We start from the raw sequence: 25,271 nt of genomic DNA, 5'->3' as shown, positions 1-25,271 counted from the left end.
CATCCTGCGACGTCGAGCTTTGATCTGGCTCATGGGACGCGACGACGCGATCGCTAGAATTGCATGCTCGCAGCAACAGCCGAGGCGGACGTGCTGACGCCGATCATCGATCTCTTGGGTGAAGATCCGCTGTCATGGTTCGGCGGCCTCATGGTCGGAGGTCTGTTCGGGTTCTTCGCGCAGCGCAGCCGCTTCTGTCTGCGTGCCGCGGCGGTCGAATTTTCCCGAGGCGAGGGCGGGCCGCGCCTTGCCGTCTGGCTCCTGACTTTTGCCGCGGCGCTGGTGGGTACGCAAGGCCTGGTCGCGCTCGGCTGGCTCGACATATCCGAGGCGCGCCAGCTCGCGCAGCAGGGCAGCATCTCCGGCGCTCTCCTGGGCGGTGTGATGTTCGGTTGCGGGATGATTTTGGCGCGGGGCTGCGCCAGCCGGCTGCTGGTGCTCTCGGCCAATGGCAATCTCCGGGCGTTGTTGTCGGGGCTGGTGTTTGCGGTGACCGCGCAAGCCTCCTATCGCGGCCTGCTGTCGCCCGCCCGTGAATGGGTGACCAACCTGTGGCTGGTCGATGGCGGTCCGTCGCGCGACATCATGGCCATGTTCGGTGCCGGCACGCCCGAGAAGCTTGCATTCGGAGGTTTGTGGCTGATTGCGGGGCTGGCCTTCGCCTTTCGCAGCCGGTTGCCGCGCCGGCTGATCCTTGCCGCGATTGCGACCGGAACGGCCGTCGTCGCCGGCTGGCTCTTCACCTACCAACTGTCGCAGGCTTCCTTCGCGCCGGTGACCTTGAAGAGCCTCACCTTCAGCCGTCCGTCGGCCGAGCTCTTGATGCTGGTGATCAACAGCGCGCAGCTTCGGCTCGGCTTCGACCTCGGCATCGTCCCCGGCGTATTCCTCGGCTCGTTTCTGGCCGCGGCGCGCGCACATGAACTTAAGCTTGAGGGATTTTCGGACGGGCTCGGCATGCGGCGCTACCTGTTAGGGGCGGTGCTGATGGGGTTTGGCGCGATGCTTGCCGGCGGCTGCGCGGTCGGCGCCGGCGTGACTGGTGCCTCCGTATTCGCACTCACCGCCTGGCTCGTGCTCGGCGGCATGTGGCTGGGGGCGGGACTCACGGATCTGCTTGTCGACCGCGCCGGCGTGCCGCAGCAGACGACGGGCTTGCCGGCCGCGAGCGGCTGAAATCAACATTGTCGCATTGCTAACGACAACATCGAGCGCATTGGCGAATGCGCGTGCTTGCTTCTGAGGTACGTAGATCAGAATTTTAGTTGCGTACCTCAAAAATCGGGAGCAGGATCGCGGCAAAGAATAAGATCGGTCGGGAGGAGATGTGATGAGACTGCTCCGGAAGCTGGGACTCGCCGCTGCCGCATGCTTGCTCTTGGCCGACGCCGCCGCAGCCGATACGATCGTAAAGTGGCTGCACATCGAGGCAAATCCGGCCCAGGTGAAAATCTGGGAGGAGGTCGCGCGCGCCTATGAGGCCTCCCATCCTGGCGTCAAGGTCGAGATGCAGTTTCTCGAGAACGAAGCCTACAAGGCCAAGCTGCCGACCATCCTGCAATCCAAGGATCGCCCGAACATCATCTACAGCTGGGCCGGCGGCGTCCTGAAGACCCAGATCGAGGCAGGTGTTCTCGACGACATCACCGAACAGGTGAAGGGTTACAGCGACAGTCTCACGCCGGCCGCGCTCGCCGCGTTCACCGCTAACGGCCGCGTTTATGGTCTGCCGACCGCGCTGTCGCAGGTCGGCTTCCTCTGCAACAAGGAGCTGATGGCCAAGGCGAAAGTCGATCCTGCCGGGATCAAGAGCTGGGACGATCTGCTTGCGGCGGTGAAGACGTTGAAGGCCGCCGGTGTGACCCCGATCGTGGTGGGCGGCGCCGACAAATGGCCATTGCACTTCTACTGGACCCATCTTGCGGTGCGCATCGGCGGCAAGCCGGCATTCGACGCGGCATTGCGCGGCGAGGACAGCGGCTTCGCCGGCGAGACCTTCCAGAAATCCGGCGAGCTGTTCAAGCAGCTCGTCGATCTCCAGCCGTTCCAGAATGGCTTCCTTGGCTTCAAGAACCCGCAGGCCGTCGGCTATTTCGGCGACGGCAAGGCGGCGATGACGCTCGCGATCAGCACTGTCTATCATTTGCAGCGCGCTCTCGCCGCCGACAAGGTCGGATTGAGCGAAGACAAGATCTGCTGGTTCGACTTCCCGGTGGTGGCCGGCGGCAAGGGCGCGCCGACCGACACGCTCGGCGGCATTACCGGCTGGCTGGTCACGAAAGGTTCGCCGAAGGAGGCGGTCGATTTCCTGAAGTACTTCGTCTCGAAGGACGTGCAGACGCGGCTTGCGGCGGGTAACTTCATCATCCCGGTGGTGCAGGGCGCGGACGCTGGTCTCAACAGTGCCTTCATGAAGCTGATCGCGGCCAATCTGGCGAAGTCGAACTACCACCAGAACTTCTATGACCAGAGCCTTGGTCCGTCGGTCGGCCGCGTCGTCAACGACGTCACCGCGGAGATCGCCGGTGGCAGCATGAGCCCGCAGAATGCGGCGAAGGCGATCGAGGCGGCGTGGAAGCAGGGCAACTGACGGTGGCGCGGCGTATCGCGAATTCGCCCGCGATTGGCGTTGCGGGGACACCGTTCTCTTCGCTCGCGGTCCGCGGCCCGGCCTGGGACGGCCGCTTCACGGTCCTGATCCTGTTCCTGCCGCCGGCGCTGCTGCTGTTCACGCTGTTCGTGGTGCTGCCGATCGGCGAGGCCGCCTGGTACTCGGCCTTCAATTGGAACGGGTTCGGCAGGCCGACCAACTGGATCGGCTTCGACAATTACCGCTTCGTGCTGGAGACGCGCGCCTTCTGGCTCGCGCTGCGCAACAATGGGCTGATTATTGCGGTCTCGCTCGCGATCCAGCTTCCGCTCGCGCTGACGCTCGCCTTGATGCTCGCCGAACGCTTTCGCGGGTCGGTGGCGCTGCGCATGCTGTTCTTCATGCCCTATATCCTGGCCGAGATCGCGACCGGGCTGATCTTCAGCTTCGTCTATGACGGCGACTACGGCCTCGTCGCCTCGATCTGGCGCAGCTTCGGCGCCGAGCCGCCGCATTTGCTGGCCTCGACCGATACGTCGATGCTGGCCGTGCTGATCGTGATCGTGTGGAAGTATTTTGGCTTCCACATGATGCTGTTCATCGCGGCGCTCCAGAGTCTCGACAAGAGCCTGATCGAGGCGGCGCGCATCGACGGGGCGACAAGGTTGCAAGCCCTGCGCCATGTCGTCATTCCCTTGCTCTATCCGACGATCCGCCTCTCGGTGTTTTTCGCCATTGTCGGCTCGCTGCAGCTGTTCGACCTCGTCATGCCGCTGACACGCGGGGGGCCTGCGGACTCCTCGAACACGATGGTGAGCTTCCTCTACAACAACGGCATCTCGCGCATGCGGGTCGGCTATGGCAGCGCCATCGGCGTCATCCTGTTCGCGATCTGCGTGACCTTTGCCTTTACCTACAAGCGTTGGTTCATGCGCGATGAATAGTGCGAAGATTTCCCGCAACCCGGTCGATCCTGCCGTGCTGTTCAAGGCCGTGTTCCTCGCCATCGTGGCCATCTTCGTGCTGGTGCCGCTGCTCGCGACGTTGCTCGGCGGTTTCAAATCGCTCGGCGAATTGCGCGTCAACCCGTTCGGTTTGCCGCGTCAATGGGAATGGCAGAATTACTCCGACATCCTGTTCTCCGCGCGCTACTGGCAGCTCCTGCGCAACTCGCTGATCATATCCTCGCTCGCGGTGGTGTTGACCCTGATCACCGCATCGATGGCGGCGTTCACCTTTGCCCATGTCAAGTTCTACGGCAGCTCGATGCTGCTGAGCTATCTCACGCTCGGCCTGCTGTTTCCGGCGGCGACCGCGGTGCTTCCGCTGTTCATCAAGGTGCGCGATCTCGGGCTGCTCGATACCTATTTCGGCGTTGCGTTGCCGCAGGTGGCCTTCAGCCTCGCGATGAGCGTGCTGCTGCTGCGGCGGTTCTTCAAGGACATTCCCTACGAACTGCTCGAGGCTGCGCTGGTCGACGGCTGCAGCTACATCAAGTTCTTCCGCTATGTGACGCTGCCGCTGTCGCGGCCGATCCTGGCGACCGTCGGGACCATCACCTTCGTCAACAGCTGGAACGCCTATCTGTTGCCGCTGGTGATGCTCAACACGGATGCGCTCTATCCCTGGCCGCTCGGCATCATGGTCTATCAGGGCGAGTATTCGTCCGAATGGCACCTGATCCTGGCCTTCATCACGTTGACCATCCTGCCGACGATCATTCTCTTCCTTCTGGCGCAGAAGCACATCGTTGCCGGCCTCACTGCGGGTGCGGTCAAGGGATGAATGGACCCTTACGGAGATCACAATGAGAAAAGTCGGAATTGGAATCATCGGCTGCGGTGTCATCAGCACCGCCTACCTCAAGGCGGCGCAACGCTTCCCGGTCATGGAGGTCAGGGCGCTCGCCGATATGCGCAGTGAAGTCGCGGAGCGGCAGGGTGCCGTTTTCGGGCTGCCGGCGATGCGGGTCGATCAATTACTCAAACGCGATGACGTCGAGGTCGTCATCAATCTCACGGTGCCGCTGGCACACACGGATGTCAGTCTCGCAGTGCTGAATGCCGGAAAGCATGTCCATTCCGAGAAGCCGCTCGGCATCAACGCCGCCGAAGCCCGCAAGGTGATCGATCTCGCCGCACAGAAGAACCTGCGCGTCGGCTGCGCGCCCGACACGTTCCTTGGCGGCGGGCATCAGACCGCCCGCAAGCTGATCGACGACGGTGCGATCGGCACGCCGGTGGCGGGCAGTGCCTTCTTCGGCTGCCCCGGCCATGAGCGCTGGCACCCGGCGCCGGGCTTCTATTACTTGCGCGGCGGCGGGCCGATGCTCGACATGGGGCCGTACTACATCACCGATCTCGTGCAATTGCTCGGCCCGGTCGCGAGCGTGATGGGCTCAACCGCGCGGCCGAAATCGGAGCGCCTGGTCACCAGCCAGCCGATGAACGGCACGCTGATCCCGGTCGAGGTTTCGACCCATGTCGCGGGCACGCTTGAATTCGAGAGCGGAGCGGTCATCTCGATCGCGATGAGCTTTGATGTACCGAAGCACCGGCACGCGCCGATCGAGATCTATGGCGACAAGGGCAGCCTGCAGGTGCCGGACCCGAACCGCTTCGGCGGCGAGGTGCACCTCGCCAGGACCGGTGGCGAATGGGAAGCAATGCCATTGACGCACGGCCATGTCGAAGGCGAGTTCCGCTCCATCGGGGTCGCCGACATGGCGTCCGCGATCCTGAACAACCGACCGCACCGCGCCAGCGGCGCGCTTGCGTTCCACGTGCTGGAGGTGATGGAGGCGTTCCAGACCTCCGCCGATGAAGGGCGCCGCGTCAAGATCGAGAGCAGCGTCGAGCGGCCGGCGATGCTGCCGGCGGGACGTGAAACGGGACAGATCGACTGAGGGAATGACCATGCGCAAGGCAATGATTGTATGGGGCGGCTGGCCGGGACACGATCCGGATCTCTGCGCCTCGATGATTCGCGGCTGGCTGAGGGCGGAAGGCTTCGAGGTGCGGATCGAGACGACGACGGCGGCATTCGCCGATCCCGCGATCCACGACATGTCGCTGATCATCCCGATCTACACGATGTCGAAGATCGAGAAGGCGGAAGCGCTCAATCTCTGCGCGGCGGTGCGGAGCGGCGTCGGGCTCGCCGGTCATCATGGTGGCATGTGCGATGCGTTCCGCGATTCGGTCGACTACCAATTCATGTGCGGCGGGCAGTGGGTTGCCCATCCCGGCAACATCATCGACTACAAGGTCGACTTGACGAAGCCGGATGACCCCATCATGAAGGGCCTGAACAGTTTCGAACATCGTTCCGAGCAGTATTACATGCATGTCGACCCCGCCAACGAGGTGCTGGCGACGACGACCTTCACCGGCGAACACGCGCCGTGGATCGAGGGTGTGGTGATGCCCGTGGTCTGGAAGAAGCGCTACGGCGCGGGCAGGGTGTTCTATTCCTCGCTCGGCCACCGTGCCTACGAGCTCGACGTGCCGGAGATCCGGACACTGATGACCCGCGGCATGCTGTGGGCGGCGCGCGAATGACGGGTGGGGCGACGCAGCCGGTGATTCGTGCCACGCTCGAGGACGTCGCGCGTGCGGCCGGCGTTTCGCTTGCGACCGTCGATCGAGTCGTCAACCGGCGCGAGGGCGTGCGCGCCAAGACCGTCGCGCGTGTCGAGGCCGCGGTGGCAAAACTCGGCTATCGCGCCGACGTCGCGGCCGCGCGGCTCGCCCGTGGGCAAACATTCCGCTTCGCCTTCGTGCTGCCGACCGGCAGCAACAGCTTCATGACCAATCTGAGCGAGCAGGTCCTGCGCACCGCGGACTGGCTCGCCGGCCAGCGCGGCTTCATCGACATTCTCCATGTCGATGTGTTCGATGCGGATGTGCTTGCCGGCGCGCTGGAGACCCTGTCGCCGGCCTACCAGGGTGTTGCCGTCATCGCGCTCGATCATCCCAGGGTTCGGGCCGCGATCGACGAGCTCGTCGGACGCGGGGTCGCCGTGGTGACCCTCGTGTCGGACGCGCCAAGCTCGCGCCGCCTGCACTATGTCGGCATCGACAATCCCGCCGCAGGCCGCACTGCCGCGACGCTGATGGGGCGCTTCCTCGCCGGGCGCGAGGGGACGGTCGCGGTGATCGCGGGGTCGCTGTCGCTGCGCGATCACACCGAACGGCAGTTCGGTTTCCACCAGATCCTGTCCAGCGAGTATCCAAACCTGCCCGCGCTGCCGGTCATCGAGGGCCGCGACGACAGCGATCGCACACGGGAGCTCACGGCCGCGCTGCTGGCGCGCCATGCAGATCTTCGCGGCATATACTGCTGCGGTGCCGGAAACCGCGGCATCGCCGATGCGCTCGAGGCTTCGGGCCGCGCTCGCGAAGTGGTCTGGATTACCCATGAGCTGACCCAATACACACGGCGTTTCCTGGTTCGCGGCACCCTCGATGCCGTGATCAATCAGGATCCCGGGCACGAGGCGCGCTCCGCGGCACGCATTCTGCTCGCGCACTGTTCGGGCGAGCCAATCAGCGCCGACCAGGAGCGCATCCGCATCGACATTTTTCTGCGGGACAATCTGCCGTAACGCGAGCTCATACCGCGAGCGCCGCAGCGTTGAGCCAGGCGCGGGCCGGTCAGCGAGCGAGCTTTGGGCGAGCAGAGCGCGGATAGCGGATCACGCGGAAGCGGCTGACGACTACCCAAAAGCTGTAAGTCACATCGGCTCGATGCCGATCTTCTTGATGATCCCGGCCCATTTCTTGGTTTCCGCGGTCATGAAATCCTTAAGACCTCGGGGGTCCATTACCAGGGGCTCGGCGCCCTGCTCCCCCAGGAGGGTACGCACCTTCGGATCGTTCATGGCTTCGATCATGGCGGCATAGAGCTTGTCGATAACGGCGGTGCCGGTGCCCGCGGGCGCGAGCAGGGCAAGCCACGCCGCGCTCTCGTAATCCTTCAGGCCAGCCTCGGCCGCGGTCGGCACGTCCGGCAGCGCCGTCATGCGTTTGTCGCTGGCAACCGCGAGCGGGCGCGCGTCGCCGCTCCTGATCAGACCGATGACGTTCGGCAAGAGCTGGAAGCCCAGCGGGACTTGGCCCGCGATGAAGTCCGGCGTGTAAGCGGCGATGTTGCGATAAGGAACGTGGGTTATCTCGGTGCCCGTGAGCTGCTCGAAATAGGCGGCAGCGAGGTGCTGCGACGAGCCGACTCCGACCGTCCCGTAGTTCAGCTCCCGCGGGCGCGCCTTGGTGTACTCGATCAGCTCGCGCAGCGATTTTGGCGGCAGCCTCGAATTGATCACAATGACATTCGGCAGCGTGGCAAACAGCCCGATCGGGGCAAGATCCTTCAGCGGATCGTAGGGCAGCTCCTTGTACAATGATCGGTTCGCGGCCAGTGGGCCGGAGGTGCTCATCAGCAGCGTGTAGCCGTCCGGGGCGGCATGTGCAGCGGCCGCGGTACCGATATTGCCGCCGGCTCCGGGGCGATTGTCGACCACGAAGGCCTGTCCCAATGACGCCGACATGCGGTTAAGGAGGATGCGCGTGATGACGTCGCTGGCGCTGCCGCCTGCGAAGGGCACGAGCACCTGGATCGGACGTGCGGGGTAGTCTTGCGCTTGCGCAGGACGCAGCCCGGTGGCGGAGAGAGCTGCGCCCAGGCCGAGCGAGAGCAAAGACCTGCGGTCAGGGTGAAATCCTTCAACGCGCGGCGCTGTGCCGTCCGTGATCTTGCTGTGACCGAACCTTGCCATCGCGGACTGAATCTCCCGACCGTGTCTTGTTCTGCAAGCCTTGGGAGCGTCCGTGACAAGAATGTCCGGGAGGAGCGCCAGGCCGCGATTTTCTGCGCCTGGACCGTAGTTAGCGGCTTGACGTGACCGTCATGCCGGCTCGTCTCGAAACTTACCAACCCGTCTCATTTTGCAACGGGCGCGACATCTTGTCCGAATGAGCGTTCGGAATTCAGGAAATCATCTTCCCAGCCTTGCGACGCCGCTTGCGGGATGACGAGGCTGCGCCGCCGGAGCCAGGTTCAGCCAACTCCTTTGCCACCGCCGCGGCCTGCGCCAGATCGTGGCTGATGACGTCCAGCACGGCCTTGGCCGCAACCGAGACCGCTCGCCGCGGGTGATGCACCCAGGCGATCGAGCGAACGATCCGTTGCGCGTCGAAACGATGGGCTCGAATGGTTCCGTTTGCCAGTGACTGCCGGAGCGCGATGGTCGGCAGCACGGTCGCGAAGTCGGTGGTCGCGATCACGTCGCAGAGGGCGGGCAGCGTGTCGAGCTCCAGGCGCGGCCGCAGGTCGATGCCGAGGGCTGCGGCGTGCTCATCGAGGATCAGCCGCAGTCCGTGGCGCTTCGATGGTAGCACCAGATCGAAATTCGCGATGTGGTCGAAGCGCAGTTTTGCGGGCGGCTTGATCGAGCCGTCCTTGCGGCAGGCGAACACCATTTCCTCGTCCATGATGTGATGTGCGGCGAGCGGCGTCCTTCGGCGCGGCACGTTGATCAGCGCGAAATCGAGCTGGCCGCTGTTGACCCAGTCGACCAGCGTTTCGGTGTAGCCTTCGCACGCGGAGAGGATGATCTCGGGATAGCGGCGCGCGACAGTCGCTGACGAGCTCGCCATCGTGCTCTGCGCGACGGAGGTGATGAGGCCGACCGCGACGCGGCCCGAAATCCGCCCGCCGACCTGGGCCATCTCCTGGCGCGCATACTCCGCATCGCGCACGATCGGCGCCGTCAGCCGCACCAGCGCCTCGCCGGCGCTGGTCAGCGTCATGCCCTGGACGCTGCGGTCGAACAGCTTTTGGCCGAGCTCGGCCTCGAGCTTGGCGATTTGCATGCTGAGCGCCGGCTGCACGATGTTGAGCCGGCGCGCGGCCCGCGTGACGTTCTTTTCATCGGCCAGGCACAGGAAATATTGCATCTGCCTGAGTTCCACGACGCTAGTCCTTCGTTCGCCAACTCGCTCGCGATCCATCATCTCTGATGATGAACGATATAATCAATCATTATTTGTTGTGATGGCAGAGATTGCCTAGTTTTGCGGCCGGCTACGTGACCTCGAGGGTACGTGCCTACGGGAGCGAAATCAGACATATGCAGCACGCAGCGCCCAAGCGGATGATCATCGGCATTTCCGGCGCCTCGGGCGTCACCTATGGCGTGCGCCTGCTGCAACTCCTGCGCAATGCCGGCGTCGAGACTCACCTGGTGATGTCGAAGACGGCCGAGCAGACCTTTGCCTACGAGACCGACCTGAAGATCGCGGAGGTGAGGGCGCTCGCCAATGTCAGCCATGCGATCGACGACATGGCTTCGGCAATCTCGAGCGGCTCGTTCCGTACCGCCGGCATGATCGTGGCGCCGTGCTCGATGCGCTCGATGTCCGAGATCGCCTCGGGCGTCACCACGACGCTTTTGACCCGCGCCGCCGATGTCGTGCTCAAGGAGCGCCGGCGCCTGGTGCTGATGGTGCGCGAGACCCCGCTGCACACCGGGCATCTCAGGACGATGACGGCGCTATCAGAGATGGGCGCGATCATCGCGCCACCTGTGCCCGCCTTCTACGCAAAACCCGAGAATCTCGACGACATGGTCGAGCACACCGTCGGCCGGGTGCTCGACCTCTTCGATATCGATATCGGCGTGGTGCGCCGCTGGGGCGAGGACGAAGCGCTCAAGCGCCGCTCGCCGTCGCTGCGCAAGATCGCGCCCTGACCCGAACGCTCGAGGAGAGATAGGTCATATGCGAATGCAAAATTCGGCGAGGCAAAATTCGGCGAAGAGCACGAACGCACCGGCCGATCTGCGTGCCTGGCTCGCTTACCTCGCCGAGCGCGGCAAGCTCGCGATTGCCCGCGAGGGCATTGCGCTGACCGATGAACTCGCCGCCATCGCGAAGCGGCTGGAGCGCGACAGCGCGGTGCTGTTCCCGCGCCCCGACGGGCACGAGATCCCCGTCATCGCCAACCTGTTTGCCGGCCGTGATTGGGTCGCCGATTCCATCGGCGTCACCGAGGACCAGTTGCTGCCACGATTCCTTGCTGCCGCAAGCAATCCGCTGCCGACCCGCGAGGTTCCCGACGGTCCAGTGCAAGAGGTCGTTCACGACGACGTCGATCTGCTCCGACAGCTTCCAGTGCCGAAGCACAATGAACGCGATAGCGGTCCCTATATCACGGCCGGCCTGCTGATCGCCCGCAATCCGAGGACCGGCGTTCAGAACGTTTCGATTCATCGTTGTCAGGTCAGCAGCAGGAATCGTATCGGCGTTCTGCTACTGCCGCGGCACACTTTCTCTTACTATCGTCTCGCGGAGGAGCTGGGCCAGGCGCTGGAGATCGCTATCGTCATCGGCGCGCATCCGGCGCTGCTGCTGGCTTCGCAGGCGATTGCTGCGCTTGACGAGGACGAGATGGCGATTGCGGGCGCGCTGCTCGGCTCGCCCGTGGAAGTCGTCAAATGTCGCACCAATTCGGTTCGCGTTCCCGCCCATGCGGAGATCGTGATTGAAGGACGAATCCTGCAAGGCGTACGCGAGCCGGAGGGACCGTTCGGTGAATTCCCGCAATATTACGGCCCGCGCGCCATTCGCGAGGTGATCGAAGTCGATGCCATCACACATCGCGCCAAGCCGATCTTCCATACCATCGTCGGCGGCGGCTTCGAGCACCTGATTCTCGGCGGCGTGCCGCGCGAAGCGACGCTGCTCCAGCATCTGCGCCGCAGCTTCCCGACCGTGCTCGATGTTCGCCTCACGCGCGGCGGCACCTGCCGCTACCATCTCGCGATCAAATTGGACAAGACCAATGACGGCGAGCCGAAGAACGTCATGATGTGCGCCTTCGGCGCGCATTACGACATCAAGCAGGTGGTTGTGGTCGACAAGGATGTCGATATCTCTTCCTCCGAGGAGATCGAATGGGCGGTGGCGACGCGCTTCCAGGCCGACCGCGATCTCATGGTCGTCGCCGGCGCGCTCGGCTCGAAACTCGATCCGACCACGGATGACGGTATCGGCGCCAAGATGGGCCTCGACGCGACCGCGCCGGTCAGGGCGTCCGAGCTCGCCTTCAAGCGCATCCGCGTCAAGGGCGAGGAGGACGTCGACTTGACGACAGCCCTGCAGGCCGATCCGGGCGCTGCGGTCGCGCGCCTTCTTGCGGAGACGCGGATGTGAGCGGGTTGCTGCCCGGAAGCGGCTTGCGTCCGTTTGCGCCGTTGGAATATGTAGCTGGGGCGGCCTATAATGCCGCACCAGCAAGGCAACCATTTTGCGGCACAACGCCGGGAGGAAGAAACTGATGTCGACGGCCCTGCGCATCGCTCATGGCGCTTTCGGCAGGGTCGCTCTGCTCGACATGGACCGTTCGCTGGTCCGCCACGCTCATCATCACTGCCACGTCCTGCTCAAGATCGAGGGCGCCGACACCCAGTTTCTGGTCGGCGACCAGGTCACGCCGCTGACGGACACGGCCGCCGTTCTGGTCGACGGCTGGAAGCCGCATGCCTATGTGCATGACGTCAATCGCCCGCGCACGCTCATCATGGCGCTCTATATCGAGCCGGAATGGCTGAAGGAGTTCCGGCCCGGATGGGCCGCGAGTGGCGCGCCGGGCTTTTTCGAGCGGCCCTCGGGCGAAGTCTCGCCGCGCATTCGGCAACTCACGCTGCATCTTGCGGCCGAAATGATGGCGAATCCCGATGCGGTGCGAACCCACGAGCAGACCCTTTCGGACCTCATGATCACGGTGATCGAGCGCTTCACGCCCTGGCGCAGCTTTCCGACCTCGATCCGCGGCATGAGCGCGGTGAGCTGCGACTGGCGGATCCGCCGCGCGATGGACGCGATGCGCGTGAACGATTCCTACGCCAACGTCGATCAGTTCGTGAAGGGCGCGGGCCTGTCGCGCGCGCAGTTCTTCCGCCTGTTCGAGACCTCGCTCGGCGTTTCGCCAAAGCTTTACCTCAACGTCGTCCGCATGGAGCGCGCGCTCGACGCGGTGATGCGCGAGGACACGCCGCTCGGCGAGCTCAGCGAGCGCTTTGGTTTTCCGGAGCCTGCGCATTTCACGCGCTTCTTCCGCGATCATGCCGGTGTCAGCCCGCGCGAGTTTCGCAACGTCTCGCGCCTCGCGGGCTGATCCTTGCGGGTTGATATTGCGCTGCACGCTCTCGAATGAGACGATTTGGTAAGTCGTGAGAGCGGGCGGTATGGCCCTCGCGCCTCCTGTCCTGACAAACGTCGCCGTCGCGTCAGAGAACGCGTCGGGAGGTATGCCGGGACATGGTGCAGGCCGCGGTTCAATCCGCAAATTCGGTTGATCAGGGTGACGACAAGCCGTGGGTCGGGCGTTCAATCGAGCGCGTCGAGGATGCCGCGCTGCTCAGCGGTCGCGGCCGTTTCATCGACGATCTCGGCGTCCAGCCCGGCACGCTGCATGCGACGATCCTGCGCTCGCCGCACGCCCACGCCGATATTGTTTCGATCGACGTTGAAGCGGCCAGGCGGCTGCCGGGCGTTGCCGCGGTCCTGACCGGCGAGCAGATCAAGGCGGTCACCACAAGTCTCGTCGTCGGCGTGAAGGCGCCGGTCGAGTGCTGGCCGATTGCGGTCGAGCGCGTGCGCTATGTCGGCGAGCCGGTCGCCGTGATCGTGGCGACTGATCGTGCCCGCGCCGAAGATGCGGCCGAACTCATCAATGTCGCGTATCGCCCGCGAGCGGCCACAGTCGACCCGCTCGGGGCGATAGCACCGGGTGCACCGGTCCTGCACGACGGTTTTCCCGGCAATCTCGCCAGCGACCGCGCGTTCCACTACGGCGATCCTGAAAAAGCGTTTGCGGATGCGCCGCATCGCTTCTCTATCGACATCCGCTATCCCCGTAACTCCTGCACGCCGATCGAGACTTATGGCGTCGTCGCCTCGCATGATGCCGGCGAGGATGCCTTTGAGGTTCTCGCGAATTTTCAGGGGCCGTTCAGCATTCACACCGTGATTGCGCGTGCACTGAAGGTGCCGGGCAATCGGCTGCGGCTGCGCACGCCGCCGGATTCCGGCGGCAGCTTTGGCGTCAAGCAGGGCGTGTTTCCGTACATCGTTCTGATCGCGGCTGCTGCGCGCGTCACGGGCCGGCCGGTGAAGTGGATCGAGGACCGGCTCGAGCATCTCACCGCGTCGGTGTCAGCGACCAACCGCGCGACGACATTGGCCGCGGCGGTTGCGGCCGACGGCAAGATTCTCGCGCTCGACTGGGACCAGGTCGAGGATTGCGGCGCGCATCTGCGCGCGCCCGAGCCCGCCACGCTCTACCGCATGCACGGCAACATGACGGGGGCCTACGACATCGGCCACGTCAGGATCCGCAACCGCGTCGTCGTCACCAACAAGACACCGACCGGCCTCAACCGCGGCTTCGGCGGGCCGCAGGTCTATTTCGCGCTGGAACGCCTGGTGCAGCGCATCGCGATCGGGCTCGGTCTCGATCCGCTCGATGTCATCGAGCGCAATCTGATCGAGGCAGGTGCCTTTCCCTATCGTACCGCAACCGGCGCGTTGCTCGATTCCGGCAACTACCAGGACGCGATCGCGCGCGCGGTCGAGCAGGGCAGGCTTGCGGAACTGAAGGCGCGGCGCGACGCTGCGCGGGCAGAGGGGCGTCTCTACGGGATCGGTTTCACGGCGGTGGTGGAGCCCAGCGTCTCCAATATGGGTTACATCACAACGGTGCTAACTGCCGCCGAGCGCCGCAAGGCCGGGCCGAAGAACGGGGCGCAGGCGACCGCCACTGTCGGCCTCGATCCGGTCGGCAGCGTCACCGTTCACGTCGCCTCCGTGCCGCAGGGGCAGGGCCATCGCACCGTGCTGTCGCAGGTGGTCGCCGACGTCTTCGGCCTTGAGCCGAAAGACATCCGCGTCAACACCGAGATCGACACTGCCAAGGACGCCTGGTCGATCGCGTCGGGCAACTATGCCAGCCGTTTTGCTGCGGCGGTGGCGGGCACCGCCAAGATCGCGGCCGAGCGCGTCGCCGGCCGTCTCGCCCGTATTGCTGCCAGTCAGCTCAACGTCGAGGCCGCGGACATCGAGTTCGCGAAAGGTTTCGTGGCCTCAAAACACAATCCGGAGAACCGGATCTCGTTCTCGCGTGTCGCAGCGCTCAGTCATTGGTCGCCGGGATCGCTGCCTGACGATGCCGGCCAGACCATTCGTGAGACCGTGTTCTGGACACCGCCGGAGCTGACGCCGCCCGGCGAGGACGACCGCATCAACTCCTCGCTGTGCCATGGCTTCATCTTCGACTTCTGCGGCGTCGAGATCGACCGCATTACTCTGCAGACGCGGATCGACCGCTACGTCACCATGCACGATTGCGGCACCATCCTCCATCTCGGCATGGTCAATGGCCAGATCCGTGGCGGCTTCACCCAGGCGCTCGGTGCCGCGCTCTACGAGGAATATGCCTACGCCGAGGACGGCAGTTTCCTCACGGGAACGCTCGCGGACTATTTGCTGCCGACCACCACCGAGGTGCCGGAGCCCGAGATCTTCCACATGGAGACGCCATCGCCGTTCACGCCACTCGGCGCGAAAGGCGTTGGCGAAGGCAATTGCATGTCGACGCCGGTCTGCCTCGCCAACGCGGTCGCGGATGCGCTCGGTATTGCCGACATCACGTTGCCTCTGGTGCCTGCCCGGCTTGCCGAGCTGGTGCGCGGCGCCGAGCCGCCGCCTCCCGCGGATGGCGTGGCCGCGGCGCCCGCGCGCGAAGCAGATCGGCGGCTCCGCGGCGAAGGGCAGGCCTCGGTGAGGGGGACGCCCGAGCAGGTCTGGGCCATGCTGCTCGATCCCGCCACGCTCCAATCGATCATTCCCGGCTGCCAGCGCGTCGACAAGATCACCGAGACGCATTTCCGCGCGGATGTCACGCTCGGCATCGGACCCGTCACCGGGCGCTATCGCGCCGACGTGGAGCTGTTCGATCTCGATCCGCCGTGCGCGGTCACCTTGCGCGGCGGCGCCACCGGCGCGCTCGGCTTCGGCAGCGCTGAGGGGCGCGTCACACTCGCGCCCGACGGCAGCGGCGGGACGAAGCTGACCTACAGCTATGACGCCGCGATCGGCGGCAAGATCGCAAGCATCGGCGGCCGGCTGCTCGACGGCGCGACGCGGGTGATCATCAGCCAGTTCTTCGCAGCGCTCGCCCGCAAGGCCGGCGGCGGTGGTGCCTCGGGCGGCTTCTCGCTGTTGGCTCTGCTGACGAAGGTCGCCGGCCGGTTCGGGGGGCGCCGATGAAGCCGCCCGCATTTGACTATCTCCGCGCCGAAACCGTCGGCGAAGTCCTCGACGGGCTGGCGCAACAAGGCGGCGATGCCCGTGTGCTCGCCGGCGGACAGTCGCTGATGGCGATGCTCAACATGCGCCTCGCCAAGCCGAAGCTTCTGATCGACATCATGCGGATCCGGGAGCTACGCAAGATCGAGCGGACAGCCGATGCCGTCGTCATCGGTGCCGGCGTGCGCCAGGCCGATCTGCTGGCCTGGCCGGATCTGGCCGAGGCATTGCCGCTGGTGGCGCTGGCGCTGCCCTGCGTCGGTCACATGCAGACCCGCAGCCGCGGCACCATCTGCGGCTCGCTCGCGCATGCCGATCCCAGCGCCGAGATGCCGCTCGCGCTGGTCGCGCTCGGCGGCGAGGTACTTTTGCGCAGTGCCAGGCGCCGTCGCCGCGTCGCGGCCAAGGATTTCTTCGCCGGGATGATGCTGACGGCGCGCAGCGACGACGAGCTGATCGAAGGCATCTCGCTTCCGGTCATCAATGGATCTCGCTTCGCGTTCCGCGAGGTCGCACGCCGGCACGGCGATTTTGCCATTGTGGCCTGCGCCGCGATGAAGACGCCATCCGGCGTCCGCCTCGCGGTCGGTGGCGTTGCGGACGTCCCGACCGCGCGGGACTGGCCGCGACTCGAGGGCAGCGCGGTCGACGATGCCCTCAACGCCTTTGCCTACGAGCTCGGCGCCCGCGACGACGTCCATGCCACCGCGCGCTATCGCCGCGACCTCGTGCGCATGATCGGCCGCGATCTGATCGGCGAGGTTCTGCGATGACCCGTTTCAAATCCGACGCCCGCCATCCCATCCACGTCTCGCTGAATGGCGAGCCCGTCGCGGGGGAAGCCGAACCTCGGACGCTGCTGTCCGATTTCCTGCGCCACCGATTGGGCGCCACCGGCACCCATGTCGGCTGCGAGCACGGCGTCTGCGGCGCCTGCACGGTCGTCGTCGACGGCATGCTGACCCGTTCCTGCCTCACGCTGGCGGCGCAGGTCGATGGCTGCGAGATCAGGACGGTTGAAGGGCTTGCACCCGCGGCCGATCGTCTCGGCGTACTGCAACAGGCCTTCCGCCGTCACCACGCGCTCCAGTGCGGCTTCTGCACCGCCGGCATCCTGATGTCGCTCGATCATTATCTCGCCAGGAACCCGGCGCCGACCGAGGCGGAGATTCGCGATCTCCTCAGCGGGCATCTGTGCCGCTGCACCGGCTACACGCCGATCGTCCAGGCGGCCCTCGAAGCCGCCGCCCAGCTCGCTTCATCGAAAAAAGAGACGTCAGATGCTTGATCTCGCCAGCAGCTTCATGGCCAGCGTCGCGCGCGACCCCAACGCGATTGCGCTGGTCGATGGCGATCTCCGCCTGACCTACCGGCAATGGTACGACAAGATCTCTGCTTTGGTCGCATCCTTCGGCCGCCTGGGCCTCAAACCCGGCGACCACGTCGTCACGCTGCTGCAAAACCGCTGGGAGGCCGCGACGCTGCATTGGGCCTGCCAGTTCGCAGGACTCGTAATCACCCCGATCAACTGGCGCGCCAAGGCCGACGAGCTGGACTTCTGCATCGAGAACGCCGAAGCCCGCGCGGTTTTCTACCAGGATGTTTCTGCCGAGGCGGTGCGGGGTTCGGCGCTCGCTGGCCGGCTGCTACGCGTGTCGGTCGATCCGGGCACAGGCGAGGCGGTCGGCTTTGCCGATCTGATCAGGGGCAGCGCGCTCGACGCCGAGCCGTGCGTCGACTCTGATGCCTGGTCCATCATGCTCTACACATCGGGCACAACCTCGCGGCCGAAGGGCGTGCCGCGGCGTCATCGCGCCGAGCGTGCCGCGGCGATCGCCCACGTCGCGCAAAATCTCTACGGCCGCGGCGAGCGCACGCTCGGCGTGATGCCGCTCTACCACACCATGGGCGTCCGCTCGTTGCTCGCGATGTCGCTGATCGGCGGCAGCTTCATCTGCCTGCCGCGCTATGACAGCTGCCAGGCGCTGGAGCTGATCGAGCGGGAAGGGATCACCAATCTCTATCTGGTGCCGACGCTCTATCACGATCTCGTCCATCACGAGGCCTTTGCCCGGACCGACGTCTCCAGCGTGCGCAAGCTCGGCTTTGCCGGCGCCTCGATGACGGATGGCCTGCTGAAGAAGCTGAACGAGGCCTTCAGGCCGGAGCTGTTCGTCAATCATTACGGCAGCTCCGAGATCTACACCTTCACGATCGATCAGAACGCTACGGCAAAACCCGGCTCGGCGGGCAAGGCCGGGCTTAACCAGCACGTCAAGGTCGTGCGCATCGGCGCGCGTTCGGTGGCGGAGCTTGCCGCGGTGGGCGAGGAGGGTGAGATCATTGCCACGCTCGCCGGCGACGAGGCCTTTGAGGGCTACTGGCGTCGTCCCGAGGCCGACGCAAAGTCGCTGCGCGAGGGCTGGTATTTCACCGGCGACACCGGCTTTATCGATCCGGACGGCGACCTGTTCGTCACGGGCCGCGTCGACGACATGATCATCACCGGCGGCGAGAACGTCTCGCCGGTCGAGATCGAGAGCTGCCTGTCGCTGCACCCGGCCGTCGACGAGGTCGCCGTGGTCGGTGTCGCCGACGAGAAGTGGGGCAAAATCGTCGCCGCCTTCGTCAAGCGCAATCGCAACGTTTCCGAGAGCGAGCTGGAGAAGTTCTGCCGCACCTCGGGCCTCGCCAACTTCAAGCGGCCACGCCGCTACGTCTTCGTCGACGCGATTCCGAAATCGCCGGTCGGCAAGCTGCTGCGGCGCCTGCTCGTCGCCGGAGAATACGAGACCGAGCGCCGGCCGCCATCGGACGCCGCTTGATCGTCACGCATCAACAGAAGGAAGCGAAAATGCCGTCACCCTATACTTTTGCCGATCCTCGACTCGCCAAGCTCGATGGGTTCAAGGTCGAGATCGATGAGGCGCATGAGCGCGCGGACATCATCCTGGGACGTCCGCCCTACAACGTTGTGGCGATGCCGCAGCGCGACCAGCTCCGGCTGACCTTCGAGACTCTCGATGAGGATCCGCGCGTGCGCATCATCGTGCTGCGCGGAGAGGGCGAGCATTTCTCGAGCGGCGGCAATATCGGAGGCTTCATGGAAGCGAGCCCCGAGCACGTCTCCAAGCTCGCCTGGAACATCGCCGCGCCGGCGCGTTGCGCCAAGCCTGTCATCGTCGCCAATCGCGGCTATTGTTTCGGCGTTGGCTTCGAGCTGTCGCTGGCCTGCGACTTCCGTATCGCCTCGGAGACCACGCAGTACGCGCTGCCCGAGCAGAAGCTCGGCCAGATCCCGGGCTCCGGCGGGTCGGCGCGGCTGCAGAAGATGGTCGGCATCACCCGCACCAAGGACATCGTGATGCGCTCCAAGCGCATCTCGGCGAAGCAGGCGCTGGAGTGGGGCATCGCCACCGAATGCGTGCCCGATTCCGAACTGGAGAAGGCGACGGGCAAGCTCGTCAACGAGCTCCGCAGCTTCTCGCCGCTGGCGCAGCGCACCGCCAAGAAACTCCTGAACGACACCGAGGATTCGACGCTCGCCATCGCCATCGAGCTCGAAGGCCATTGCTACAGCCGTCTGCGCCAGTCGGAAGATTTCAGGGAAGGCGTCGAGGCCTTCAACGCCAAGCGTCCGCCGAAATTCGCCGGTCGCTGATACGCGACGCAACAAGCTGCCGCGGTTCGCAATGGCGCGGACCGCGGTCCTATTCAAACGGGGAGGGTAAATCAAAATGGCTGAGATGGATATGCCGGTCGCCGGTGCACGGGCATCGACCGATAACAAGCAGATGGTCAATGCGATCATCGCATCAGTGCTCGGATGGGCACTCGACCTGTTCGATTTGTTCATTCTGCTCTATGTGGCGCCGGTGGTTGGCGCGCTGTTCTTCCCGTCGAGCAATGCGGCGCTGTCGCTCGCCGCGGTCTACGGTTCATTCGCCGTTACGCTGCTGATGCGACCGCTCGGTTCGGCGGTGTTCGGGCACTACGCCGACGTGCACGGCCGCAAGCAGGCGATGCTGATCGCCATCATCGGCGTCGGCATCAGCACGGCCGCGTTCGGCCTGCTGCCGACCATTGCGCAGGTCGGCGTGATCGCTCCCATCGTGTTCCTGATCCTACGCTTGGTGCAGGGCGTGTTCGTCGGTGGTGTCGTAGCCTCGACCCACACGATCGGTACGGAATCGGTGCCGCCGCATTGGCGCGGCGCGATGTCGGGCCTGGTCGGCGGCGGCGGCGCCGGCATTGGCGCGCTGCTGGCGTCCTTCATCTTCCTGATCACATCCTCGGTATTTCCCGGAGATGCCTTTGCCGTCTGGGGCTGGCGCTTCATGTTCTTCTCGGGGCTGCTGAGCTCGCTGCTCGGCTGGTTCATCTTCCGTAATCTTGAAGAATCTCCCTACTTCAAGGAGCTCAAGCGCCAGCAGGGCAACAAGCAGGCGAAGGTCTCGAAGGCGCCAGTCAAGGACGTATTGTCCCGCGAGTATCGCGGCGTCCTGCTGATCAACCTGCTCATTACCTTCGGCGGCGGCGCCGGTTATTATCTGACCTCGGGGTACCTGCCGAGCTTCCTGAAAGTCATCAACGCGGTTCCGAACCAGACCTCCTCGCTGATCCTGATGGGCGCCAGCGTCTCGGCGTTCTTCGCCGCGGTGCTGGTCGGCGCGCTGAGCGATCTCATCGGCCGCAAGAAGACGTTCCTGCTGATCGGGGTCCTGGCGGCGGTGCTGTTGCCGCTGTGCTATCTGAACCTCGCCGTGACCAAGGACACCACGCAGATCACGCTTCTTGCGCTTGCCATCGCCTTCATCGGCAATGCCGGCTATGCGCCGGTGCTGATCTTCCTGAACGAGCGTTTCCCCACGGCGCTCCGCGCCAGCGGCACCGGCCTGTCCTGGAATATCGGCTTTGCGCTTGGCGGAATGATGCCGACGTTCGTTTCGCTGGTAAGCGGCAGCCCCGCGGAGATTCCGATGTCGCTGGCCTACTTCGCAGTCGGCGTGTTCGTGATCTATTTGATCGGCGCGGTCGTGATCCCCGAGACCAAGGGCAACTTCCGCTGAGCTGGATCGGCGCGGCTGCACCTGCGGCCGCGCCAGCCGCTACCCCGCAAGAAACCCGCCATCCACCGCGACCACCGTTCCGGTCGCGTATTGCGAGGCCGGCATGCAGAGGAAGGCGACGGCACCGGCGATGTCCTCGGGCTGGCCCCAGCGCTTGAACGCGGTGCGGTCGGCGATGCGCTGATAATGGGCGCGGTCGGTGCGGCCGGCGGCATTGATCGCGGTTTCGACATAGCCGGGCGCAACGGCGTTGACGCGGATGCCGTCTTCGGCCCACGCCAGGGCCAGCGCCTTGGTCAACATCACGACGCCGCCCTTGCTGGCGCAATAGGCGGGAATCCGCGGCAGAGCCAGGGTTGCATTCATCGAGGCGATGTTGACGATCGATCCTTTCATCTTCGCCAGCTGCGAGCGGAACGCCATGCAGGTCCGGAACGTGCCCGTGAGATTGACGTCGAGCACTTTCATGAAGGTCTCGATTTCGTATTCCTTGTCCCGCGCCAGGATGCCGGCGCAATTGATCAGCGCATCGACGCGTTGGTGCTGCCCGGCGAGTGACGCGACGGCTTCATCGCTCGTGACATCGAGCGTCGTGAGCGCAAGTCCGGCGCGCGGCTTGAGCAGGGAGCGTGCGAGATCGGCGTCATTGACGCCTGTGGCGGTCACCGTCGCCCCGAGGTCGCAGAACTGGTTGCTGATCGCGGCGCCGATGTCGCCGGCGCCACCGATCACGACGGCATGAAAGCCGGGGGTGAGAGAAAAGCTGGCACTCATCGGAGGATCTCACTTCGGGATTGCAGGAGGCGGAGCCGTCGATTCCCGGACCACCAGCGAGAAGTCGATCTCGCGATGCATGATGGTCTGCTCACCGGCGAGGCTGCGCACCAGATATTCTCCGGCCCGCTGCCAGGTCTCGTCGGTTGGGACGTGGATCGTCGTCAGGCTCGGTCGCAAATGGCGGCTCCAGTCGAGGTCGTCGAAGCCGACGACCGACAGATCACGCGGCACCGAAAAGCCGCTGCGCTCCGCTTCCAACAGGACGCCATAGGCAATGACGTCGTTGCCGCAGACCACGGCCGTCGGGCGATTCTTGAGGTTGAGGAGATGGCGGGCCGCCTCGCGCGCGTCGTCCAGGGTATAGGGCACCTCGACATGCCATTCCGGAGGCAACTCCAGGCCGTTCTCCGCGAGCGCGCGGCGAAAGCCGGCGACGCGGGCGCCGGCGCGGTCGTTGTTGCGCTGAAGCGCGGAAACGATTCCGATCCGGCGATGGCCGAGCTCGATGACATGCCCGGCCGCCCGATGGGCGGCGGCCTCGTTGTTCGTGCCGACGCAAGGGTAGGGCCGGTCGGGCTGATAGATCCCGACATTGATGAAAGGCACCGCATTGTCCGCGAGTAGCTTGCGCAACCCCTCGTGATGGCAGTCGCCCCGCAGCACGAGGCCATCGACGCCGCGGCCGATCAGGTTGCGGGCCTGTTGCAGCTCGACGTCGAGATCGTATCCGCTCGTGGTGAGAAACAGCATGTAACCCACCGAGGAGAGGTATTTTTGCAGCGAGGCGATGCCGCGCGCGAACATCGTGTTGTCGATCGTCGGCACGATCGCGCCAAGCGTACGCGATCGCCGCGATGACAGAATGCGGGCCGGCGCATGCGGGATGTAACCGACGGCTTCGATTGCCTGCGCGATGCGCGCGCGCAGGGACGGGCTCACCGCATCGGGATTGTTGAGCGCACGCGAGACCGATGCCGTCGACACGCCGGCTCGTGCCGCGACGGCGCGGATGCCTTGCTTCGTCAATTTGGCGGACGGTGCGTTCATAATGTAACGTTACAGTATCGTCCCACGAGCGAGGTAAGCAGAATAATTGCGATAATGCCGCACAAAGGATCGATTGTCTATCGCTTGACAGAGGTGCGTTGGCGCTTAGGATGTAACCGTTTTCAGAAAGTGCCGACAGCATAATGAGGCCAGCGGGAGGAGAGTTCGATGAAAGTCAGGATGCTCGCGACGCGCGTCGCGTTGCCCGTTCTTGCGATTGCCGCCGTCAGCGCGCAGGCGCGCGCAGCCGATTTCGACTGGATGAAGTTTAAGGGCAAGACCGTCACCTTTCTCGCCAACAACAATCCGGTTTCGCAGGCGCTGCTCACCTATAAGGCCGATTTCGAGAAGCTGACCGGCATGACCCTCAAGGTCGACGGCTATCAGGAACAGCAGATGCGCCAGCGTCTGGTCACCGTCATGAATGCGAACAGCGACGAGGTCGATGTGTTCATGACGCTGCCCTCGCGCGAAGGCGAGCAATTCGCCGCTGCCGGCTGGTACGGCGATCTCACCGCGATGGCCAAGAACGAGGTCGCCAAGGACTACGATCCGGCGGGGTTGAGCCAGGCCTTGCTGAAGGCCGCGACGTTCGGCGGCAAGCTGACCAGCATGCCAATGAACATCGAGGGCCCGATTTTCTATTACCGAACCGATATCTTCAAGAAGTGCGGCCTCGAGGCGCCGAAGACCATCAAGGACGTCGAGGCCGCCGCCGAGAAGATCAAGACCTGCGACAGCACGGTGACGCCGTTCGTCTCGCGTGGCCTCAAGCCTGCGATCGCCTACACCTTCAGCAACATGCTGCACAATATCGGCGGCACGTATATCGCGAGCGGCAAGTCGAGCCTGTGCTCGGCCAAGGGCAAGGAGGCGCTTGACACCTATAGCCGGTTGCTGCGCGACTTCGGACCGCCCGGCGTCGTCAATTATAGCTTCCAGCAGATTTCGGCGCTGTATCGCGGCGGCCGCGCGGCGATGGCGTTCGAATCCTCGAATGAATTGCGCACGGTGATGGAAGGCGGCGCGCGCCTGAAGGACACCGGCCTGTTGCCGTTCCCGGCGGGCGAGGCCGGCCAGGTGCCGACCACGATCGGCTGGGGCATGGCGGTGTCCTCGCACAGCAAGCAGCCCGATGCGGCCTGGTACTTCGTGCAATGGGCGACGAGCCCCGAGGTGCAGAAGAAAATGGCTCTGCAGGGCATTGCCCCGCCGCGTCCGTCCGTCGCCAAGGACCCCGAATATCGCAAATGGATCGACGAGGAGCCGGTGCGCAAGGAATGGCAGGCCGCGCTCGATGTGCTCGCCACCAAGGGCTCGTCCGAAGTCGGCTATCCCATCGTCGCCAATCCGCAATCGCGCGAGTTCATTGGTCAGGCGGTGCAGGATTTGATCCTGAAGCAGAAGACCGTCGATCAGGCTTGTGCGGACGCCGACAAGGCGCTGGACGCGCTGATCGCGCTGAACTGACCGCCTGGTGCCGGCTGGTGTCCGCGCCGGCCGGCACCTAACTCGATCGAGGGCAGGAATACATGTCTGATACGGCTGCGACACTCACGCAGGACCGGCAGAAGCTGGAAATGGCGGCGCTCTCGGCACCGGCCGTGATTTTCACGGTCGCGATGATCGCATTTCCGGTCGTCTATACGATCTGGCTCGGCTTCCAGACTTTCTCTTCGACCGGCAAGCAGTCCTTTGCCGGCCTTGCCAATTACACCAAGCTGATTTCCGACGTCGAGTTCTGGCATGGGTTGTGGATCACCATTGCATTGTTCGTGCTCTCGCTGGTGCTGCAGCTCGTCTTCGGCGTCTGGCTTGCGTTGGTGCTATTTCATGCCAAGCGCCTTCCTGGGATCGTGCGCTCGCTGTTCATCTCGCCCTTCATGATGCCGCCGGTGGTCGCCGGAATGATGTGGCTCGTGATCCTCGATCCGTCGCTGGGCGCGGCCAATTACATCCTGCAATCGCTCGGCTTGCCGCCATCGGACTGGCTGGCGTCGCCGACATGGGTCATTCCGACGGTCGCGCTGATCGATAGCTGGCAATGGACGCCGTACGTCGCCCTGATCGTGCTTGGCGGCCTGCAATCTCTGCCGCCGAGCGTCTACGAGGCCGCGCAGATCGATGGCGCATCTGCGTTCAAGACCTTCCAGCGCATCACGCTGCCGCTGCTGCTGCCGACCATCGTCACTGCAGCCATCCTGCGCAGCGTCGATCTCCTGCGCTTCTTCGACATCATCTACATCACGACCCAGGGCGGCCCCGGCAACGCCTCGAATACGCTCAATATCTACGGCTTCCGGGTCGGCTTCGAGTTTTTCAACATCGGCTATGCCAGCGCGTTGATGCTGACGCTGACCGCGATCGTGTTCGGCGCCGTGCTCGCCTTCAACCGCCTGCGCGGCGCGGTAGCGTGGTGAT

At 64.7% G+C, this 25,271-nt stretch carries 22 protein-coding genes; 18 read left to right on the top strand and 4 right to left on the bottom strand.

The genetic code is table 11. The features are described 5' to 3' along the window. Positions 1-90 precede the first annotated feature (90 nt). The 7 genes from GGD65_RS17405 to GGD65_RS17375 all read left to right on the top strand — a co-directional run bounded on the left by GGD65_RS17405 (position 91) and on the right by GGD65_RS17375 (position 7,196). A complete protein-coding gene (locus GGD65_RS17405) occupies positions 91-1,176 on the top strand; it encodes a YeeE/YedE family protein (RefSeq protein WP_183236137.1) in 1,086 nt (361 codons plus the stop codon). A 154-nt stretch (positions 1,177-1,330) separates the two neighbouring features. Continuing rightward, positions 1,331-2,590, top strand: a complete 1,260-nt coding sequence (locus tag GGD65_RS17400; RefSeq protein WP_183236020.1) for an extracellular solute-binding protein — start codon at positions 1,331-1,333, stop codon at positions 2,588-2,590. A gap of 2 nt (positions 2,591-2,592) precedes the next feature. Next, positions 2,593-3,534: a carbohydrate ABC transporter permease gene (locus tag GGD65_RS17395; protein WP_018316058.1), complete on the top strand. Its 942-nt coding sequence runs from the start codon at positions 2,593-2,595 to the stop codon at positions 3,532-3,534. Continuing rightward, positions 3,527-4,375: a carbohydrate ABC transporter permease gene (locus GGD65_RS17390; RefSeq protein ID WP_179731197.1), complete on the top strand. Its 849-nt coding sequence runs from the start codon at positions 3,527-3,529 to the stop codon at positions 4,373-4,375. Before GGD65_RS17395 ends, GGD65_RS17390 begins: the two co-directional genes overlap by 8 nt. A 22-nt stretch (positions 4,376-4,397) precedes the next feature. Further along, positions 4,398-5,495: a Gfo/Idh/MocA family protein gene (locus GGD65_RS17385; protein WP_179731195.1), complete on the top strand. Its 1,098-nt coding sequence runs from the start codon at positions 4,398-4,400 to the stop codon at positions 5,493-5,495. Between the two features lie 10 nt (positions 5,496-5,505). Next, positions 5,506-6,150, top strand: coding sequence for a ThuA domain-containing protein (locus GGD65_RS17380; protein ID WP_028143575.1), 645 nt, complete (start codon positions 5,506-5,508; stop codon positions 6,148-6,150). Then, the gene (locus GGD65_RS17375; protein ID WP_179731193.1) at positions 6,147-7,196 is read left to right on the top strand and encodes a LacI family DNA-binding transcriptional regulator; all 1,050 of its coding nucleotides are present in this window, start codon (positions 6,147-6,149) and stop codon (positions 7,194-7,196) included. Before GGD65_RS17380 ends, GGD65_RS17375 begins: the two co-directional genes overlap by 4 nt. A gap of 129 nt (positions 7,197-7,325) precedes the next feature. On the opposite strand, the gene GGD65_RS17370 is transcribed toward GGD65_RS17375, so the two are convergent. Both GGD65_RS17370 and GGD65_RS17365 read right to left on the bottom strand, forming a co-directional pair. Further along, positions 7,326-8,366, bottom strand: coding sequence for a tripartite tricarboxylate transporter substrate binding protein (locus GGD65_RS17370; RefSeq protein ID WP_183236019.1), 1,041 nt, complete (start codon positions 8,364-8,366; stop codon positions 7,326-7,328). A 211-nt stretch (positions 8,367-8,577) separates the two neighbouring features. Then, complete coding sequence (locus GGD65_RS17365; RefSeq protein WP_183236136.1) at positions 8,578-9,546, bottom strand: LysR family transcriptional regulator; 969 nt, start codon at positions 9,544-9,546, stop codon at positions 8,578-8,580. A gap of 173 nt (positions 9,547-9,719) precedes the next feature. On the opposite strand from GGD65_RS17365, the gene GGD65_RS17360 reads away from it, so the two are divergent. The 9 genes from GGD65_RS17360 (at position 9,720) to GGD65_RS17320 (ending at position 21,026) form a co-directional block, all read left to right on the top strand. Beyond that, positions 9,720-10,340: a UbiX family flavin prenyltransferase gene (locus tag GGD65_RS17360; protein ID WP_183236018.1), complete on the top strand. Its 621-nt coding sequence runs from the start codon at positions 9,720-9,722 to the stop codon at positions 10,338-10,340. Between the two features lie 28 nt (positions 10,341-10,368). Then, positions 10,369-11,802 (top strand): UbiD family decarboxylase, encoded by a 1,434-nt coding sequence (locus GGD65_RS17355; protein ID WP_183236017.1) that lies wholly within the window; start codon positions 10,369-10,371, stop codon positions 11,800-11,802. Between the two features lie 124 nt (positions 11,803-11,926). Further along, positions 11,927-12,766: a helix-turn-helix transcriptional regulator gene (locus tag GGD65_RS17350; RefSeq protein ID WP_183236016.1), complete on the top strand. Its 840-nt coding sequence runs from the start codon at positions 11,927-11,929 to the stop codon at positions 12,764-12,766. A gap of 143 nt (positions 12,767-12,909) precedes the next feature. Beyond that, a complete protein-coding gene (locus GGD65_RS17345; RefSeq protein ID WP_183236015.1) occupies positions 12,910-15,918 on the top strand; it encodes a molybdopterin cofactor-binding domain-containing protein in 3,009 nt (1,002 codons plus the stop codon). Further along, positions 15,915-16,730 carry a xanthine dehydrogenase family protein subunit M gene (locus GGD65_RS17340; RefSeq protein ID WP_183236014.1) on the top strand — a complete coding sequence of 272 codons (816 nt, stop codon included), beginning with the start codon at positions 15,915-15,917 and terminating at the stop codon, positions 16,728-16,730. Before GGD65_RS17345 ends, GGD65_RS17340 begins: the two co-directional genes overlap by 4 nt. After that, positions 16,727-17,245, top strand: a complete 519-nt coding sequence (locus tag GGD65_RS17335) for a (2Fe-2S)-binding protein (RefSeq protein ID WP_183236013.1) — start codon at positions 16,727-16,729, stop codon at positions 17,243-17,245. The genes GGD65_RS17340 and GGD65_RS17335 overlap by 4 nt, the downstream gene beginning before the upstream one ends. After that, on the top strand, positions 17,238-18,782 hold the full coding sequence (locus GGD65_RS17330) for an AMP-binding protein (protein ID WP_183236012.1): 1,545 nt from the start codon (positions 17,238-17,240) through the stop codon (positions 18,780-18,782). The genes GGD65_RS17335 and GGD65_RS17330 overlap by 8 nt, the downstream gene beginning before the upstream one ends. A gap of 29 nt (positions 18,783-18,811) precedes the next feature. After that, positions 18,812-19,618, top strand: coding sequence for an enoyl-CoA hydratase/isomerase family protein (locus tag GGD65_RS17325; RefSeq protein ID WP_183236011.1), 807 nt, complete (start codon positions 18,812-18,814; stop codon positions 19,616-19,618). 76 nt (positions 19,619-19,694) lie between these two features. Then, positions 19,695-21,026, top strand: a complete 1,332-nt coding sequence (locus GGD65_RS17320; RefSeq protein ID WP_183236010.1) for an MFS transporter — start codon at positions 19,695-19,697, stop codon at positions 21,024-21,026. A gap of 39 nt (positions 21,027-21,065) precedes the next feature. Here GGD65_RS17320 and GGD65_RS17315 read toward each other — a convergent pair whose 3' ends face one another. Together GGD65_RS17315 and GGD65_RS17310 are read right to left on the bottom strand one after the other, a co-directional pair. Continuing rightward, a complete protein-coding gene (locus GGD65_RS17315) occupies positions 21,066-21,800 on the bottom strand; it encodes an SDR family NAD(P)-dependent oxidoreductase (RefSeq protein ID WP_179731174.1) in 735 nt (244 codons plus the stop codon). 9 nt (positions 21,801-21,809) lie between these two features. Next, positions 21,810-22,850 carry a LacI family DNA-binding transcriptional regulator gene (locus GGD65_RS17310; protein ID WP_018316072.1) on the bottom strand — a complete coding sequence of 347 codons (1,041 nt, stop codon included), beginning with the start codon at positions 22,848-22,850 and terminating at the stop codon, positions 21,810-21,812. 168 nt (positions 22,851-23,018) lie between these two features. Here GGD65_RS17310 and GGD65_RS17305 point away from each other — a divergent pair, with 168 nt between their 5' ends. Both GGD65_RS17305 and GGD65_RS17300 read left to right on the top strand, forming a co-directional pair. Then, on the top strand, positions 23,019-24,320 hold the full coding sequence (locus tag GGD65_RS17305; protein ID WP_092261892.1) for a sugar ABC transporter substrate-binding protein: 1,302 nt from the start codon (positions 23,019-23,021) through the stop codon (positions 24,318-24,320). A gap of 62 nt (positions 24,321-24,382) precedes the next feature. Then, positions 24,383-25,270: a carbohydrate ABC transporter permease gene (locus GGD65_RS17300; protein ID WP_049814758.1), complete on the top strand. Its 888-nt coding sequence runs from the start codon at positions 24,383-24,385 to the stop codon at positions 25,268-25,270. Position 25,271: the final 1 nt, after the last annotated feature.

The sequence above is a fragment of the Bradyrhizobium sp. CIR18 genome (genome assembly GCF_014198295.1).
In the GTDB taxonomy this organism is placed as follows: domain Bacteria; phylum Pseudomonadota; class Alphaproteobacteria; order Rhizobiales; family Xanthobacteraceae; genus Bradyrhizobium.
Note: the sequence above shows the minus strand (reverse complement) of the source record. Positions and strands in the feature narration are given on the sequence as shown.